Raw genomic sequence first — 17385 nt, 5'->3', positions numbered from 1 at the left:
CCCTTATGAATATCGTGTTCTCTAATCTTTAATCAAACCACAACCTTTAAGCAGTTCAGGCGCGCATGCAATTAAATATCGTGTTCTCTAATCTTTAATCAAACCACAACTCCTCAGTTGTTATTTCTGAAGCATACGCTAATATCGTGTTCTCTAATCTTTAATCAAACCACAACCCATCAATAACCCATCTATCACTTCCTCTAAATATCGTGTTCTCTAATCTTTAATCAAACCACAACGATGCTTCCGGACTTACAGAAGATGAATTTAATATCGTGTTCTCTAATCTTTAATCAAACCACAACGTAGCATCAATATTTTCCCCAACAGTTGAAAATATCGTGTTCTCTAATCTTTAATCAAACCACAACAGTTGCAGGGTCAATTGAAGCAGCAGCCGAATATCGTGTTCTCTAATCTTTAATCAAACCACAACAGCACCTCGATCAATACTACTACGTTAAGAATATCGTGTTCTCTAATCTTTAATCAAACCACAACCAGAAGAACTGGAACTATCCGGGGAGTTAAAATATCGTGTTCTCTAATCTTTAATCAAACCACAACAAGGATGTTGAAAACAATAGATATTTTCGAATATCGTGTTCTCTAATCTTTAATCAAACCACAACAATGCCAACCTAACGGTTGATTGGGAGAAAAATATCGTGTTCTCTAATCTTTAATCAAACCACAACCTAGTCCTGATAAATCTGCCATATCAAATAAATATCGTGTTCTCTAATCTTTAATCAAACCACAACGGTCGGGTAGCTGGGTTTTCTTTTCCTTACAATATCGTGTTCTCTAATCTTTAATCAAACCACAACCCTACTGCGTTTATATATTTTATCAAGCTTAATATCGTGTTCTCTAATCTTTAATCAAACCACAACAATCCGCTTAGGTTGTGATTCGCCATTAATAATATCGTGTTCTCTAATCTTTAATCAAACCACAACATCATCATCTTCAATAATTTGCTCAAACAAATATCGTGTTCTCTAATCTTTAATCAAACCACAACTTTGTCAATCATTTCAAATTCTTGAACTTAATATCGTGTTCTCTAATCTTTAATCAAACCACAACCTATTAAGTACTGACCTACTTTTATCGGATAATATCGTGTTCTCTAATCTTTAATCAAACCACAACTAGTAACTTGTGTTACTTCCGTATGCGTTTAATATCGTGTTCTCTAATCTTTAATCAAACCACAACGCTTCCGTTGCTTTTGCGTTAAACTCTTTTAATATCGTGTTCTCTAATCTTTAATCAAACCACAACTGCTCGCTTCATCAAATGATACACCTCCAAATATCGTGTTCTCTAATCTTTAATCAAACCACAACTACAAATACGTTGTTCGTTTAATAGATTATAATATCGTGTTCTCTAATCTTTAATCAAACCACAACTTTTTTGTTGTTTGTTTTTAGCACTTCTCCAATATCGTGTTCTCTAATCTTTAATCAAACCACAACGTTCACTTGTTAGTTTTATTCCTGCTTTGAATATCGTGTTCTCTAATCTTTAATCAAACCACAACGTACGATTGTGAATGGTGTACCTTCTATTGAATATCGTGTTCTCTAATCTTTAATCAAACCACAACCACAGTAACTGATACAGGAAAGCAATTTATAATATCGTGTTCTCTAATCTTTAATCAAACCACAACTGAGGAAAATTAGAACCTAAATCAATTCTAATATCGTGTTCTCTAATCTTTAATCAAACCACAACAGTTAACTGGCTATCTTCAACCCTATTGGGTAGATACTATACTTTTCAGTCGTGGTTTGAGATGTTTAAGAATTTGAAAATCATGTCAATGAACTTTTAATAATCTTGTCTTCCAATTATGGTAATAATTTCTACTCCTTCCTTTTTGATATTATAGTAAATTGTATCAACTCCACAAACACAAAATCGCTCTGCATTTTTATAATTGGATACAACAGGAAACAAAAACGGATTAGAAGCTATCTTATCAAAACATTCAAACATCATATCATAATATTTGATGGCTTGTTGCAGACCAAATCTACCTAAACCATACTCAAAAATGCGAATAATATCTTCTTCAGCTTCAAATGATAACCTATAATTATACATTTAATCGCGTTTTAATCTCCTCTAAAAGTTCTTCTTTTGTTTTGGTGCTGAATCCACTCTTAATCCCTCTGTCAATTTTCATTTGAACATAGTTGTGATATTCTTCCCGCTCACGTGCTTGCTTGATTAAATAATTAACGGCTTCACTCTTACTGCTAAATTCTTCTTTACTAATTTGTTGTTTTAGCCATTCATCATTCTGATTGGCTAAAGAAATACTTTGTCGTGTCATAACCATAATTTTAATTGGTGTAAATTTACACCAAACTTTTTCAAATGAAATTATATTTTTGAAATTTTTCCTGAAACTGAAATTTTTACTTTGATTGGATTAAAAAAATCCCAACCAGTTTTACCTAAACCAAATCCTCTAATTTGTTCATAAATCGGCGAAACTTTGTTTTGAGATTGCGCATTAACAGATTGTCTAAATTCATAATATTTAGAAGACAAACTTTGCACTCTATACAAATGATCTCTTAAAACTTCATAATCTGGTTTTTCCCAATTGATTTCTTCTTCATTTAATCCTAACAAAAACATATCGTTAATATGTAAAATTGCAACTATCTCTTTTCCTTCCATTGGCAATTTATAAACTGAATCACCTATTCTTTTTCTTTCTACAACTGTCCAAAATGTAACGACATCTTCTTTAAAATTTCCTTTTTCATCTTTATAAATAAGTACATGATGATTGTTTCTTGGATTTACCCATTGATTTATATTTTCTTTTAATTTTTCAGCACCACTAATATTTTCTTTCATTCGGACTTTCAAAATTGGAACCGGATTACCGTTTTTATTTGGCAGAAAAATTTGTGGTTGTTTAACTCCGTTTTCATCAACAATAAAAAAAGTATTAGCAGGAATAACACCTTTTACAAATCCACCAAGTTCCTGAATTTTTTTATAAATTAATTTTCTAATAACTTCATCAACTACTTTTTCTAATTGTTTCTCGGTTGTTAAACTATCAATTGCCTTTCTGACATGAAATGCCTCTTCTCCATTAAAATTTCGTTTGCCAAAAACGGTTTCCTTATGCAATTGCCCTCGCGCTGCAACTCCTTTATTTGTATATGTTTTTCCGTTTTTCTCTACTTTAGTATATCGAATCGTTATATCATTAGAAATACGTTTGTGTGAAATCAATATTTTATCAACTGCTTTTTCTGCATCAAATCGGAACGTTTCCCAAGGCATTGGAAAATCTTTTAAATCATAGTTTCTATTATACCGATTCCATTTTGATAATTCCTGTAAATAACTTGTCTTTCCACAAGCCATAACCAAAGCATCAATGGCATGGTGACGATGATCTTCCCGTGTCTTGGCATTTTCATCATTCAAAACCGTATTCAATCCCCATTTTTGACGCAGATTAGCTGTCATTTGACCTGGGGAAACATTTACTTTCTTACACACTTGCTTTAAATAAGACGAAGCTTCCTTACTTATAAATCGGGTATCATTTAATTGTCTTGAAGAAAAGTCGTCATCAAATTTTTGCTGTACAAATCGTTTAAACTTTTGGTAGGCATTTGGATATTCTTTGGTATCGGAAAATAATTTTAAAGCCCTTTCTTTTCTGGCAACCCAGTCCAATTCATCATTGCCATAAAATTCAAAAGGTGTTTTGTCTCCTTTTCGTCTATTTTCATCCGCATAACACAATGTTTTATTATTGAAACTGTCGTTTAGCGAACGACTCCACGGATGAATATGTTCTATTTGTACTTCTCCTGTAAAAAGTTTAGTAACCGGAATTACAACACCTGTATAAGGACAAGTCTGCTTGCACTCTTCCCAAAGCTTGAATTTTAGAATGTTATCATGAGAAACTCTTGTGTATTTTTCTACTTCCTTTTTTACTCTGTCATTTTCTCTTTCCAGTCGTTTTTGATCTCTGCGTATCTTATTTCGTTGCGATTTTGATATTTTCAGGTCACGTGCCATTTCTACTTTTATTTCGTCAAGCTGCCCGTGTTCTTGTATTAATTCATTTACTAATTTTCGCAATTCAAACAAAGCAGTAATTACGATTGGATTTCTAATAGCTTGAATATCCTTGTCTGCTCCTTTGCCTATTGGCAGTTTTTCTAATAACACTGAAGAATCAATTGTTGCAGAATGATGGTAAAGTTTCTTTAATTGTTTATCACTAAATTGAAATTCTTTACGAAGTAAATCCTTAATTGTATCTATAAAACCTCCTGAAATTTTAGACCTGACTATCCCTTCAATATTATCAATTAAATCGAGTTGCCTTTGATTGTTTTCTACGGTATCATTTTGCCATTTGTCTCCAAAAGTATTTTTAATCCCACCCATAACCACTGCAACATCATAGGTATATCCATGCTGTAGAAAAGGCAAAATATTTCCAATAGCTTTCCGGCTCAAACTGGCATAGCCATCTTTAACATTAAATTTTGAAATAGCAATTGCTTGTTCTTCTGTAAATTCCCAATTCTTAATGGCATATTCTTTTAGGTTTGATTTACTATCAAAAAAATACAAGACATGCCAAATATCTTCTTGCTCTTTATCTGAAAAATCAAACCATTTTTTACCAAAAAACTTTTTATTGGATAAGTTAGAAATGGTATGTGTTCCAACTATCTTATCGTCATCTTTATAATTAAACTTGAATTCTGCACTTTCTTTCCCGATGGCTTTTCGTAGTTTTTTAAATTCAATTTTATCAAATGAAAGCAATTGCTCAACTAATTTAGCTTTTTCTTCTTCAGAGATTTTCTTCGCATTATATTCAACTGTATTAACCCATTGCCAAATTCTAAACATTTCTACAGGAATAGCACTTATAGGGCATTTAGTTTTTGATGGTTCAAAAGAACAGTTTCCAACTAAATGCTTTTGAGAACGCAAAGGTCTTTGATGAAATAAAATACCGTCTTCTGTGTAATTATCTTGTTTTCTACCTCCAAAAATTGTTTTTAAATCATAATTCAAAACCGAATGAAATTCTGACTGTTTCTCCCAAATCAGTTCAAATTCGTCAATATACATTTTACGAGTAGTATATCTATTTCTGATTCTTTCTAGTCCATCCTGAAACGGTTGATTCTCTTTTGGATAAATCTCATAGAGATACGAGCCTAAAGTTTTACCCTCAATGCTTTCTAATGTATCATCAATTCCTATCTTTCCTTCTTTTGCATTTCCTTTAAAAATAGCTCCATCATCACTTCCCCCTTTTCTGCTATTGCTTAAAAATCCTCGCCTTTGAATTAAATGATAAAAAATTCGACCTAATTCTTCTAAACTTACTTTCTCTTTCAATGCTTTTTGACGCAATTCATAAGGATTCATTGCAAACCAAGTTGCTAATGAAGCAGACGGAAATTGTTTAGTTTGTTTCCAATCTTCAAAATCTTTGGAACTTATCGGACACATCTTATTTTCTGAAAGTGATTTTAGTAATACTTTCTTTCTTAACCTTCGTCTAAAAAATTGACGCCGAACTCCTCTTGCCCCTGTTCTGCTTGCATTTTTAGACATTTCGTTATCACCATCGCCAAGATTCTCGACTCCCATTGGAAATATTCTGCTTCCAATACCTAAAATTTTATTTAACTTATCGTCAATTAATGCCCATCCAATCGAGTTAGTTCCTAAATCTAATCCTAAAATCTTTGCCATATTTCTTAAATTTAATCTGCACTGAATTTACTATAAAAAAAATTAAAGTAATTACGGTTTTCCTTATTCAAACCAATTTAATTTTTCTATATATTTACAACTGATTAAAATCTCTAATCTTTAATCTTATCACAATAAGGCTATATGCCGTAGATGAAAATCTTTAGTCCTGCTTCGGTGGGACTTTTTTTATTTATTTCAAGACAGCTTACTTGTAGCTTTAAAACAAAATCATTTAAGATAAAATTGAAAGTATTCAGAAACCAAAAAAAAAAGAGACGACCCATCAAGATCATCTCTTCTTTTCAGTTAACTACAAGTTTTTTTTGTAAAACCTCATCTCAAAACATTCCCTAAGCTATTTACTTTTTTACCTGCATCATATTAATCCTTAACTTATTAGAATCAGAACCTTCGGAAAGGAAAATCAAATACTTCCCGTCAGTGGTTTTTCTCATAGTCTGCGCGGGCTGAATCATTTTTATTCCTTCCTTTTTTGAAGTATTTACCAGGGTATCTTTTGTTTTTAACAGATTTCCTTCATTGTCCAGCAGGGCAAAAGTGGTCTTTTCAATTTTATTACTTTGCTGCGTCTTAAAAACATTCCAGGCTAGAAACAGCTTGTCCTCAGAATAAGTTCCAATCTGCATCCCCCAGCCTGCTGTTTCATCAATCTCAGTATTGGCATAGTTGGTTAACCAATTCTCTTTAATTACTTTCTGTGCACTGGTTCCTATACCGGAAACAATAGCAACACGAACATCACGAACTATTTTATCTGTACTATGGTCTCTTTGGGTAGCATAGACAATAGCCACGTTACCATTCGGTAAATTAATGACCTCTCCGGTTGATGATTTTGTGACATTATCACCACTATTTCCTGGAATATCAAAGTAGTTGAGCCAGTTCAATCTTCCTTTATTAACATCCCAGCCCTCTACGAACAAAGATCGTTTGGGAAGTGCATCGCCATGAGCAAGTGCCACATAACGACCATCCGGAAGCGGCAGAAGTCTCTGGTCGAAGTTGTGAGAAATATACCAGTCTCTCAATTGAGTTCTTTCGCCTGTATCGGCTTTGTAGAAGCCTAACCAGCCGGCCTGATGTCCCGAGGCCCGGTGTCCCATATAAACCCCGAAAGTATCCCCTGCTTTATTGTATGTCATTATAGCCTGTCCGGCCTGACCTGTCGCTATATTGGCCGGATCGCAGTCTTTCCATAGATCGATAGTATATTTTACAGTCCCATTACTGTCAAAACAATACAGCTTCGGATTTTTTCGCAACTGATTATCCGGATTTACATCTGATGTTCCCATTATATAACGCCCTCCACTGATTTTATCGTAACCCAAAAAGCGGGTATTCCCAAGATTTAAAGCTGCCGGCAGCGGATTCTCCGCCACTATCTGCTTGCTTTGCAATGAAATCTTTGTAAAATGCCTGTGTCCATCCAGTGCCGTATTGCTTCCCTCCCAGTAAACATCGATCGTATTATCGTCGTTTGCAGAAAAGAAAATACTTGGCCAAACCGCAAATGTCGCATTTGCAGCCGAAGTCAGTGCTCTCAGGTTCTCGGGTAATGTGACCTCAAAAGAAGAATACCCACTTAACGGATCAGCATTCACTTCTTCTGCCAAGCCTGGTTTGATATTCTCTGTAACAGCTTCATTTTCATCTTTAGAACAAGACATAAAAGCTAAAACGAAGCTTAAAAATAGTATTTTTTTCATTTTCAGTATTTATTAAAATGTTTAAAAAAAATTTAGTTTAAATTCTATGCTTTTTCTTAATCGGGTGCAAATTTATAACCTAATAAGCCGCAAGGTTTCCTACTTACAATAAATGGCAGCTTACTGTAACAAGTGGTTTTTATCAGTTAATTACTGGGAATAATGTTTTATACTTCTAAATTTAAACGATCTTTCTGCCCGCAGCGGAACAAAAAATAACAGGGGGCTGCTTGCGATTTGAATTCAGTGCAGCAAAAGACTTGAAAAAGCATCCCGCAATACTGAAATAAATAGTAGTAATTTTATCTTTACAAAATCGATTTAAAAATATCAGATTTAAAAATTGCTTTTAATGGATCAACTACTGAGCTTCTTTGTTGCGGGAACAACTTTATTACTGGCTTTTTTGCTGTTTGCCAATATTAATCAGGCAAATGGAACCGTTAACCGATGGTTTGGCGCCTTTATTTTGTGTATTTTCCTGATTCAGTTCAACGATTTACTGGAGAAAACTGAGTTTTTGAAAACGAGGACGCCTCTCAATGATTTTCTGGGCATAACCGATTTTATAGTCGCACCTGTTTTTTATTTTAGTATCCTTTATTTTATTCAGCCTGACAGGCAATGGCGGGTAAAAGATCATTTGCATTTTGCATTTGCTTTGATCATTTTATTATTACTCTCTCTTTCACTCCTGATCGAAGTACCGCCTCCTACAGCAGCCGATAAAAAGAATGCTGCCGTAATTAGTGTCGTTTTTAATTTTGTTTTTTGTTTTCAGGTCACTGCGTATTGTATTGCGGCGTACCGTGAAATTACCGCTTATCAGAAGCATTTGTTCCTTTACACTTCCAATACCACTGCAATCAATTTAAAATGGTTAAAGAAGGTGGTAATTTGCGTGTTGATAATCACTACTCTCTGGTTATTTGATATTGTTTTTAAAGCCGCAAAAACCAATGCTTTTTTTGACCATTTTGCGAGTCTGATTTATTTGGGCGCGATTTTTTTTATTACCTATTTTTCTTTAAAACAAAAGGAATTTTATCAGCCTGATAAACGTGAAAAAGAACAAATTGAAGTCCTTATCACTGAAGCTTCAATTCCGGAGGTAAACCAGAAAAAACTAATTTCGGATACGGATTTAGAAGTCATGAAATCCATTTTAATTCAGGTAATGGAGGATAAAAAACCTTTTTTGGACCCCGAATTGAGTTTATTCAAACTGGCTTCCCAACTGGATATTTCATCTCATATTCTTTCTTACATTATCAATAAAGGCTGTGATGAAAATTTTTATCAGTTCGTTAACCGCTATCGAATCGAAGAAGCCAAAAAACTGATTCAAAATCCTGATATGGAGCATTTAAGTTTATTGGGAATTGCGTTTGAAGTCGGTTTTAATTCGAAGACCGTCTTTAACACTACTTTCAAAAAAAGCACCAATCAGACTCCTTCTGAATTTAAAAAAACAGCTGCCACAACTATATAAATAGCATTTGAGGTTTTAAGAATAGGTTCTGATTTATCAATCCGAACTTTAGGATGGCAAATAATAGTAATATTTGTATCGAATTTACTTAAAAACAAACCCAAAATGCTATTGACAATCTTAAAAAACACACTCGCAAAATTAAAGCTGCACAAAGGCGGATTACGCTGTATTTTTATAATAACTATTTGTGCTTTCTCTTTTAGTTCCTGCTCAGATGATGATCAAAAGACCGTCGGGGAATATCCTGGAACTTCTGTAGACTTAGGAACTCATAAACTCATGAGCTATACGGTTTCCAATAAATCGAAATATCTGGTTGTTTTTGAATCAGGTCATGGAAATGACCACACCTCCTGGTACAGCACCGGAGAATCATCAGAGATCTTGTCGATAGCCCATTTTTTAGATTCGGATGTTTTGCTATATGACAGGGCCGGCTATGGAAAATCAGGTTTTAGCACAGCACCCAGAACTATAAATACCTTACGGTCTGAGCTTGAAAAAGTCGTAGATCAGTTTGCACAAGGCAGAAAAGTAATACTGGTTGGGCATTCGTTAGGAGGTGTGATCATTCGTGATTATGCTATAAAAAATCCGGCAAAAGTGGCCGGTTTAGTATTTGTTGATGCTTCTCACGAAAAGTACAATCATTTTTCACAGGACCAGATCGATGTCTTTTACAATAACTATAAAAATACGTATGGTGTAAATTCAGGTATCGCACAAGAAACACTGCAACTCATTGCGGATTTTAAATACGCCGCAATGCTGCCTAATCTGCCGGACGTTCCGGTTATTGCCATAACAAGTATGAAAATTGATCCCGAACATGATGCCGCCGACAGACAATTATGGTATGACTCTAAAGAAGCATTAAAAGCCGGCGTGACAGATTTCACACATATTACAACGGTAAAATCGGGACATTTTATCCAGCTTGAAGAGCCTGAACTTGTTTTAGGGAATATCAAATTATTGTTATCAAAACTGCCTCTTTAAAATGTACCGATAATAAAGAGAAGAAGTCGAAAGCCGGCTAAATGATTTTTATTTTCAACCTATATAAAAACAGCAGGTTTAAAAACAGATTATTATTAAAAAAACATGCTGTTTATTTTTAAATGACTTTCAAAGCCTTATTTTAGCCCAGAATTAGCTTCATTAAACCCGCAAAATCAACCGAACCAAAACACAAGTGCACCAATGGACCTTAAGTTTAGCCACATCGATATTTTAGTGAAAGATCTTGAGACTGCCTGTGCCTATTATGCAAGAATTCTTGGGGCCGAGATCTCCAAAAAATTCACTTGGGAGAGAGGTGAGCTGCATGTAACTTATGCCGTTTTAAGAATTGGCAGGGAGCGTTTTATGCTTGTGCAGCCTTTTTCCGGAAATCTAAAAAATCTATTGGATACAAAAGGTGAAGGAACGATTTACCGCCACTGCTACTCGACCCCGGATATTGAAGCAGCCTTTGACGAATTAGTAGCCTCGGGTGTCCAGCCGGAGGATGAAAATGGAACTGTTTTAACACGGGAAAGCCTAAGTTCCCCAAGTGGAATCCGAATAATTTGGCTTCCAAAACGTTTTGGCGAATTTTCAATTGAAATACTTGAAGAAGCAGGGCTTCAGCAATTTATATCCGAAGCCTTTCCGGGCTCTCCAATTTAAAAACAACTACTCTTTTAATTAGCGCTGTTTTTAACCAAACAAAAAATCCACTGAAATAAAAATGCCCCCAAAAAGTATCTCACTTTATGGGGGCATTTCATAGGAATTGGACTTTATCAGTCTTTTACTTTTATGGTTTTTAAGCATCTTTTTTTCAAATCTTTACTCTTTATGGTAATGACATCCTGAAGCAGGAGCTTTGCTTTTATTAGCGTTAAAAAACTGTTCTTGAATTACACTTCTCTGCTCATCAGAAACATCTTGATCAGTACATTATTTTTTATATTTTCCCTTGTTGGCATCACGAAGTCGTAAATCAGGCCTTACGGAATAAGGATATAAAGGATGCGCCAATATTCGCTGCGTGTAGATTTTATTTTTATCAGTATCAGTAAGACAATCCAGTTTTTGAAATATCCGGTCAGGCGCAGGTTTGTCAAGATTTATAGGTCTGGTTTCACTGGCACCGGCTCCGCCCATAGTTCTCGATTTTTCTTTTTATAAAAGTTAACCTTACCATCCCAGATAGTAATCCGGAGACAGCCAGATGGGGCGATCCAGTCCAAAATATTCCTGCAGCATTTTTTCTGCTTCACAGAAAGCACCTTCAACCCAGCCTTGCTGATCTGAATAGGCTTCTCCGCAAATATGGATCTGCTCATCAGCTACCGGTTTTCTCATGTAAGGCATTACGTTTTCAACAGAAAATCCGGCTTTCCAGGCGTGATATCCTGCACCAAAAGGGTCATCTGTCCAGTCTTTAAAATAAGTTACATAAGGTTCCGGTATGATTACATCGGGGCCGTGCAGTTCGCGAAGCTGGTTCATTACCTCTCCGACCATCATTTTAGTAGCCTGAACATCATTTAGTTCATGCAGTTCTTTTAATGATGCTGATTTTGCCGGTTTTACCTCAAAAAGTACTTTATCATCAGAAAGTGCTTTCCAGAAGGTCTCCGTTTCCATATCTCCATAACTTCCCAGCAACATCGAATTATCAGTTTCGGGATCTGTGCCAAAATAATAACACTGTCTCATTGGTAAATCGGTAATGGAATGTCCTGAATCAATTCCCAATTCTTTCCACCACGGATAGGGAAAGCCCATTAATATCTTAAAAGCCGGTTCCATAATTACGGAGCGGATATTGGTATTTAAAACCGAATTTTCATTACAATTGAAAAAGAAATTTTCCTGATCTAAAAGTTCCAGCGATTTTCTCGGCATGGCAAGAACTAAGGTATTGGCATACACGTTCCATTCTGTATTGGTTTTTAGGTTCAGAAAAGTCAGCTGGTATTTATGGGTGCTTTTTGAAGGATGTTCCTTTGTGAAAGTAAGCAGTTTGTTTTCAGACCAGATGCAGGCACCGTCATGATCTGTATAGGAATTTGCTATCGCATAAGCGATGCTGTCATACCCTTCTTCAATAGTTTTGTAAATGGTTCCTGCAGAGAAATCCCCAACCATATAAGGAAAAGCTTCTGCTGAATTCCAATTGATGGTATTCGAATAATATCCTCCGGCATTTGCTAAAAATTCATATCCTTCCTGTGAAACCTGGTCTTTGATTAAATTCCAGAATCCCAAATCGTTTACTTTACGTTTGTTGTAGGGAGAATTCGGAAAATTGTATACCAATTTAGGCTTTATATCATCCCAGTCTCTACTGGTTAATTCAAAGGCATAATCATAGATTGAAGGGCCCTGCTTAATCTTTTTGCCATACTTTGCAGCCACCCACGAATCGGCCATTAAAACATCATAAATGATTTTATTGAACAACTGATCTGAACTGAAGCCAAAATCATTGTCATTCAGGTAATATCGGGTTGGCAGTTTTTGATTCTGCTCCTGCGCTACGTTCCAGGCATCCTGTTTAAAACGCTCTTTTCTCAGATACATTAATAGTTTTGAGGATTCTCCCATAGGAAATGGAACTGGCGTCATTTTGTCTTTCAGAACAGGAATGCGTATGTTCGGATTTTCCGGTGGTACATAGCCTTCAATTAATGTGGTTACAATTTCTTGTGAAGTAAGGTAACGCATGCCTCCTAATTCACCCCAGAAATTCATTCCCGGCATAATTACAGATTCCAGTCTTCCTCCTAATTTACTGTTCATGTCGAAAATCTGCACTTCGTCAGCTTTATACTTTTTATCCGTTACGAGACGGTAAGCAGTGTATAATCCGGACATTCCGGCGCCAATGACAGCTACTTCTGTTTTTAAATCAGGATTCATTCCTGAGTTTAAAGGAGTATTTTTATCCATAATCTATATTTTTAAATTGCTTTAAAGAATTTGCGTCCTAATTGGAAAGGTTTAATATCAAAATCGGTGTGTCCGTCCAGTACAAGATCAGACATGATTTTACCTAAGAAAGGGGTGAATTTTGCAGCCCATCCGGTGGCGTATACGACGATGTTTTTGTGATTGGGTACATAGCTTGGTGCAAAATCAATCAGCAATTCTTTATTTGGTATTTTACTCAGGGCAATCAGACATGTTGAAGTGTATTCGGGTTCTGTGCTTAATCCGGTCATATGTTCCTTTACCCATTCTGAAGTATAGCCCAATTCCTGTTCATTAGGGATTAAGGTTCTGTCACCAGGCTCTTCCAGCGGTTTTATAACGAAATCGGGAGCGACTCGAATGTATTCCGGATGATCCCAATCAACGGAAGGGAACCCGTAAAACTGATTGCCATTTTCGCCTGTTGCATTTTGAAATACAAACCAGGTGGGATATTGGATGTCCGGATTTATTTTCTTAAAATAAGACGAAGACATGTTCCAGTAGGTAGCCTCTATTTTAAAGTCCAGTAAATTGATTACACTATTGATATAAGGACCGGGAATGATAGCGAGTTTTTCGGTGATATAAATTCCGTTTGGCGTGATGACTTCAAAGAGTTTACCAATTTGATTGATTTTAAGTGTTGGCGAATTCTCTTCCAGGCGAACGGTCTCTTCTTTCCTGCACAGCTTTAAGAGGGTCTCAATCGTGGCTTTAAAATTAATGCTGGCACCATCCGGCTGAAAAAGTCCGGTGTACGTTTCCGGTAAATTTTTAAAATGATATTTTTCCTCGATTTCTTTTGCGGTTAGGGTCGTGTAAGGAACGTTTAAAGCTTTTAGTGCTTCTTCAGCTTCCGCGATGTTTCCTTCTGTTGAATGCACTGCAGGATCTCCAAACCAGAGTGTGCCCACTTTATCAAGTAACTCTGTATCTGTTTCTTTTTCCAGTTCATCCCAATATGGCTGTGCATCCAGAGCCATCTGTACCATATATTGCTGTGGATATGGGATTCTGAATTGACGTGACACGCCCGCAGAACTCCCTAATTGATTTACAAAAGTAAATTGTTCCAGCACCAAAGTCTTTGCTTTTCGCTTACCGAGCTGATAAGCAGTGGCTAAACCTATTGCGCCTCCGCCTATAACAATTACATCGTAGTTTTCTGTGTTCATAGTTTTCTTCTTTATAGCAGATTTAGAAATATATTTGGAACAATACAGTAGCATTGTGATCAATCTAAAGTAGTGGAGATCCAAAATCAATTCTAAAAAAATGACACCAAACGGGGATTATAAGGCATAAGACAAACGATATACGGAAGGAAACAAAAAAATGCGTAAAAGTTCAAAAGGAACATTTACGCATTTTTTACAGGATATTTTTAATTACATTATCTTCTTTTTAAATGCTCACTTTTGCAACAAAAGAAGATATAGTTTTGGTATCAGAACTGTTTTCGATTACATAAATACCCAATATGTTATTTCTGTATACGGTATTGGCACTTGTTACGGTTGAGTCCGGAAAATCAATATCCACCCAGTTTGCTTCTCCAAATGATCCGTCAGCATTTCTGCTTACAGAAACAAACGATGCTCCGCTTTTTTCTCCATTTAAGGTAATCCAGTCTGATGGCATATTATAGCCATTGTCTTTAGCAATGGTGATGCCTTCAAAATGGGTAATTACAGATAAAGCTGTTTCGTTCTTGTAACTAAATGATTTTAAATTACTGGTTTGTTTCGTTTTAGAATCATAATCCACAAGAAAAGCCTGGCTGATTTTTCCCAGTTCTGCCGTACTATATCCTCCTGCCATTGTATAACTGTCTCCTCCATTATGCCAGATACCATACAAGGTAGTCGTTAAGGAATCCGGTACTTTAAATTCGGTACATTCTTTACTGGCAATGTGATATAAAAAGGCATATCCATTTTTATCATTTTCAACATCATAATTTCCAACAGCAAGGCCTCCCATTACACTGTGAACAAATACATTATTGGTATTTCCTCCATTAGGTGTGACCTGAACCCATGTTCCGGAACCATCAACAGGACCTTCATAATAGAATCCGAGATTTCCACTAGGAGCTTTACCGGTAGAAGCTGCTGTTTTATAAGATCCTACAATTTGTACGGTGCCATGAGGTCCGTTATTGGGTCCGTAACAGGAAGTATTAATAACTGTAGTTGTTGAAGTACCTGGAAAATTAACAACATGCCATTTTCCTTCTTCTCCATTTTTTTTAAGTGTTCCCTCGTAAAGTAAGCCCTGAACGAGATTGTTTTCACTTAATAAGCTTCCTGCGATATATACATTTTCAGAGTCCGAAACTCCTCTTATTCCCTGTATTGTGGTTTGTCCGGCAGGATTATTAAAATCCGCATAATGTACTTTATGCACTTCTGACTTTATAGTTTGTGACATGATTTGTATTTTTTTGTTAGTATTTGAATTGGGTACTTTTTAGGTTTTAAAAATGTCTTTTAGTTGAAGGTTGTCGTACTAAAAACATCTTTTGGCATATTTACCCAGAGTTTTTCGACCTCAAGCTGATGCAATTGTGCTTCTAAATCTTTTCTAATTTCGCTGTATGCGGGATCGTACGCCAGATTGGTGATTTCCAGCGGATCATTGATCAGATCATACAGTTCATATTGTTTGAAATAAGCGGTTGCCGCATCAAAGTAATAATCGTACTTCCACTTTTCTGTTCGGATACAACGAATACGATTTGCCGCCTTAATGATGTTCCAATTGCTATTCGAACCCGCCTTAATATCATCATAAGTAAACAAAATGCTATGCTGAACAGGTGTGCCATTTTCGATTATCGGCAACAAACTTGTACCTGCAAGACCTGTAGGCGGATTTGATACATTTGCGATATCAATAAAAGTAGGCAGGATATCGGCCAGTGTGGCTAGTGCCATTGACTGCTTTATATCGCGGTCTTTAAACAGGACCGGATTTGAAATCACAAGTGGTACACGCAATGCCTCCTCGTATGCAACAAAAGTTTTCTGGCGTAAACCGCCATGTGCCAGACCCATTTCGCCATGATCTGATGTTAGCGTAACGATGGCAGAATCTGCCAGTCGGTTTCCATTTTCATCTTCCTTGTACAATTCATTAATCAGGTAGCCAATTTCCTTATCAACATGACTCAATAAATAACCATAAAAATTAATGTAATTGAGCTTGTCCTCCGTACTATTGATTTCTCCCAGGCTAAGTGCCATATTAAGTAAGATTTGCTCTTGTGCCATGGGTTTTTTATTTTCAAGCAAATTTTCATTTACCGTAGCCGGAAGGCCAATTTCTCTGCCCGACCAGGTATCGGTATGGTATCCTGAAGTACCGGCTGATTTTGGATAGGCCAGAACATCATGCGGATTAACAAGGGAAAGAATAAGACAATAGGGTTTATGATCTCCTGCGGCTCTTTTTGCCTTAACTTCCTTCAGGTATTGTATGGCTTCCGCCGTGTATTTGGCGTCATGATTCGCATAACCGCCGCCAAAATTAAGTGGATTAACATCTTCGCCTGCATCAGGAGCGACCCATCCCATTGCTCCGTACAACGAAATATCGGCAGCTGTAAGATCTTCGTAATTCGTTTTAGTCCCATTAGGAGCTACTCCTTTACTCATATGCCATTTACCCCGATACTGAACATCATATCCATCTGCCCAAAGTACATTCATGATATTCGGCAGGGAGTTATCAAGTGTGGGCTCCTGAGGAGATAAAAGACCTCCTTCGGTTAGCGTTTGACTTACCCCGTGTTTGGCAGGATAGGTTCCTGTAAATAAGGTTGCCCGACTAGGAGAGCACATGCAGGTATTGCAAAAAGCCCTGTCAAAACTAAATCCATTTTGTTTTAAAAACGTAAGGGTAGGGAGATTTTTCTCTTCCCATCCCGGTGGAAAATGTTGTGTAGCACGTTGCTCATCTGTAATAATAAGAATCAGGTCCGGCTGTTGGCCAATTTGATTCAATTTTTCTTTTAGGTCCATTGTTTTTGGGTTTAACTTATTAATAAAAAAATGTAATTTTAATTTGATATGACCTGAAAATTAGTTGTTTATGATTTTATTAAAAAAATTAGATTAAGGCGAAATAGTACCACAACATGCTAACCAGGCTTAATTAATAAGAATAAAATTACAGTAATAAAACAGGCTGACCGAACGTATAAATACCTGTTTTACAAATACATAAAAACATTTGTCGGCTTCACGAGCCGGAAAAAGCCGGAAAAGAAATAGATATCGGAAGTCACTATAAATGTCTATTCCCGAAGCATCATAGATGTACGCGGACGAGCCGGATAGTAGTATGAATATCCTTGCAACGCGGGAAGTGCTTTTTTTGAAAGAAAAATCA

At 36.2% G+C, this 17385-nt stretch carries 12 protein-coding genes and 1 CRISPR repeat array (1 of these 13 running past the window's edge); of the genes, 3 read left to right on the top strand and 9 right to left on the bottom strand.

Annotation, left to right across the window (positions count from 1 at the left end; genetic code table 11):
* Positions 1-1752: direct repeats of the CRISPR family, unit length 36 nt; unit sequence AATATCGTGTTCTCTAATCTTTAATCAAACCACAAC; it reaches 1704 nt to the left of the window's first position.
* A 96-nt stretch (positions 1753-1848) separates the two neighbouring features.
* The 4 genes from GJU43_RS13635 to GJU43_RS13620 form a co-directional block, all read right to left on the bottom strand.
* Complete coding sequence (locus GJU43_RS13635; RefSeq protein WP_154341308.1) at positions 1849-2124, bottom strand: type II toxin-antitoxin system RelE/ParE family toxin; 276 nt, start codon at positions 2122-2124, stop codon at positions 1849-1851.
* Positions 2117-2356, bottom strand: a complete 240-nt coding sequence (locus tag GJU43_RS13630) for a CopG family transcriptional regulator (RefSeq protein WP_154341307.1) — start codon at positions 2354-2356, stop codon at positions 2117-2119. The genes GJU43_RS13635 and GJU43_RS13630 overlap by 8 nt, the downstream gene beginning before the upstream one ends.
* Before the next feature lie 50 nt (positions 2357-2406).
* Positions 2407-5790 carry a type II CRISPR RNA-guided endonuclease Cas9 gene (gene cas9, locus GJU43_RS13625; protein WP_154341306.1) on the bottom strand — a complete coding sequence of 1128 codons (3384 nt, stop codon included), beginning with the start codon at positions 5788-5790 and terminating at the stop codon, positions 2407-2409.
* A gap of 362 nt (positions 5791-6152) precedes the next feature.
* A complete protein-coding gene (locus GJU43_RS13620) occupies positions 6153-7526 on the bottom strand; it encodes a hypothetical protein (protein WP_154341305.1) in 1374 nt (457 codons plus the stop codon).
* Positions 7527-7878: 352 nt separating this feature from the next.
* Between GJU43_RS13620 and GJU43_RS13615 the strand changes: the two genes are divergently transcribed.
* From GJU43_RS13615 to GJU43_RS13605, 3 genes are all read left to right on the top strand, one after another.
* Positions 7879-9018, top strand: a complete 1140-nt coding sequence (locus tag GJU43_RS13615; RefSeq protein ID WP_154341304.1) for an AraC family transcriptional regulator — start codon at positions 7879-7881, stop codon at positions 9016-9018.
* 105 nt (positions 9019-9123) lie between these two features.
* Complete coding sequence (locus GJU43_RS13610; protein WP_154341303.1) at positions 9124-10020, top strand: alpha/beta fold hydrolase; 897 nt, start codon at positions 9124-9126, stop codon at positions 10018-10020.
* Positions 10021-10224: 204 nt separating this feature from the next.
* Positions 10225-10692, top strand: a complete 468-nt coding sequence (locus GJU43_RS13605; RefSeq protein ID WP_154341302.1) for a VOC family protein — start codon at positions 10225-10227, stop codon at positions 10690-10692.
* A 273-nt stretch (positions 10693-10965) separates the two neighbouring features.
* On the opposite strand, the gene GJU43_RS13600 is transcribed toward GJU43_RS13605, so the two are convergent.
* The 5 genes from GJU43_RS13600 to GJU43_RS13580 form a co-directional block, all read right to left on the bottom strand.
* Positions 10966-11172 (bottom strand): hypothetical protein, encoded by a 207-nt coding sequence (locus tag GJU43_RS13600; protein WP_154341301.1) that lies wholly within the window; start codon positions 11170-11172, stop codon positions 10966-10968.
* Between the two features lie 33 nt (positions 11173-11205).
* Positions 11206-12966 carry an FAD-dependent oxidoreductase gene (locus tag GJU43_RS13595; protein ID WP_154341300.1) on the bottom strand — a complete coding sequence of 587 codons (1761 nt, stop codon included), beginning with the start codon at positions 12964-12966 and terminating at the stop codon, positions 11206-11208.
* Positions 12967-12977: 11 nt separating this feature from the next.
* Positions 12978-14165 carry an FAD-dependent oxidoreductase gene (locus GJU43_RS13590; RefSeq protein WP_154341299.1) on the bottom strand — a complete coding sequence of 396 codons (1188 nt, stop codon included), beginning with the start codon at positions 14163-14165 and terminating at the stop codon, positions 12978-12980.
* A gap of 229 nt (positions 14166-14394) precedes the next feature.
* The gene (locus GJU43_RS13585) at positions 14395-15423 is read right to left on the bottom strand and encodes a hypothetical protein (protein WP_154341298.1); all 1029 of its coding nucleotides are present in this window, start codon (positions 15421-15423) and stop codon (positions 14395-14397) included.
* A 59-nt stretch (positions 15424-15482) separates the two neighbouring features.
* The gene (locus GJU43_RS13580; protein ID WP_154341297.1) at positions 15483-17015 is read right to left on the bottom strand and encodes a sulfatase-like hydrolase/transferase; all 1533 of its coding nucleotides are present in this window, start codon (positions 17013-17015) and stop codon (positions 15483-15485) included.
* Positions 17016-17385: the final 370 nt, after the last annotated feature.

Source organism: Flavobacterium sp. LC2016-23, from assembly GCF_009674775.1.
GTDB lineage: Bacteria > Bacteroidota > Bacteroidia > Flavobacteriales > Flavobacteriaceae > Flavobacterium.
This window is presented reverse-complemented; position numbering and strand designations above follow the sequence as displayed.

Coding starts and splice junctions, on each gene's coding strand:
- GJU43_RS13610 (WP_154341303.1), top strand. CDS start 9,124: ATGCTATTGACAATCTTAAAAAACACACTCGCAAAATTAAAGCTGCAC.
- GJU43_RS13600 (WP_154341301.1), bottom strand. CDS start 11,172: ATGGGCGGAGCCGGTGCCAGTGAAACCAGACCTATAAATCTTGACAAA.
- GJU43_RS13630 (WP_154341307.1), bottom strand. CDS start 2,356: ATGACACGACAAAGTATTTCTTTAGCCAATCAGAATGATGAATGGCTA.
- GJU43_RS13595 (WP_154341300.1), bottom strand. CDS start 12,966: ATGGATAAAAATACTCCTTTAAACTCAGGAATGAATCCTGATTTAAAA.
- GJU43_RS13585 (WP_154341298.1), bottom strand. CDS start 15,423: ATGTCACAAACTATAAAGTCAGAAGTGCATAAAGTACATTATGCGGAT.
- GJU43_RS13605 (WP_154341302.1), top strand. CDS start 10,225: ATGGACCTTAAGTTTAGCCACATCGATATTTTAGTGAAAGATCTTGAG.
- GJU43_RS13635 (WP_154341308.1), bottom strand. CDS start 2,124: ATGTATAATTATAGGTTATCATTTGAAGCTGAAGAAGATATTATTCGC.
- GJU43_RS13580 (WP_154341297.1), bottom strand. CDS start 17,015: ATGGACCTAAAAGAAAAATTGAATCAAATTGGCCAACAGCCGGACCTG.
- GJU43_RS13590 (WP_154341299.1), bottom strand. CDS start 14,165: ATGAACACAGAAAACTACGATGTAATTGTTATAGGCGGAGGCGCAATA.
- GJU43_RS13615 (WP_154341304.1), top strand. CDS start 7,879: ATGGATCAACTACTGAGCTTCTTTGTTGCGGGAACAACTTTATTACTG.
- GJU43_RS13620 (WP_154341305.1), bottom strand. CDS start 7,526: ATGAAAAAAATACTATTTTTAAGCTTCGTTTTAGCTTTTATGTCTTGT.
- cas9 (WP_154341306.1), bottom strand. CDS start 5,790: ATGGCAAAGATTTTAGGATTAGATTTAGGAACTAACTCGATTGGATGG.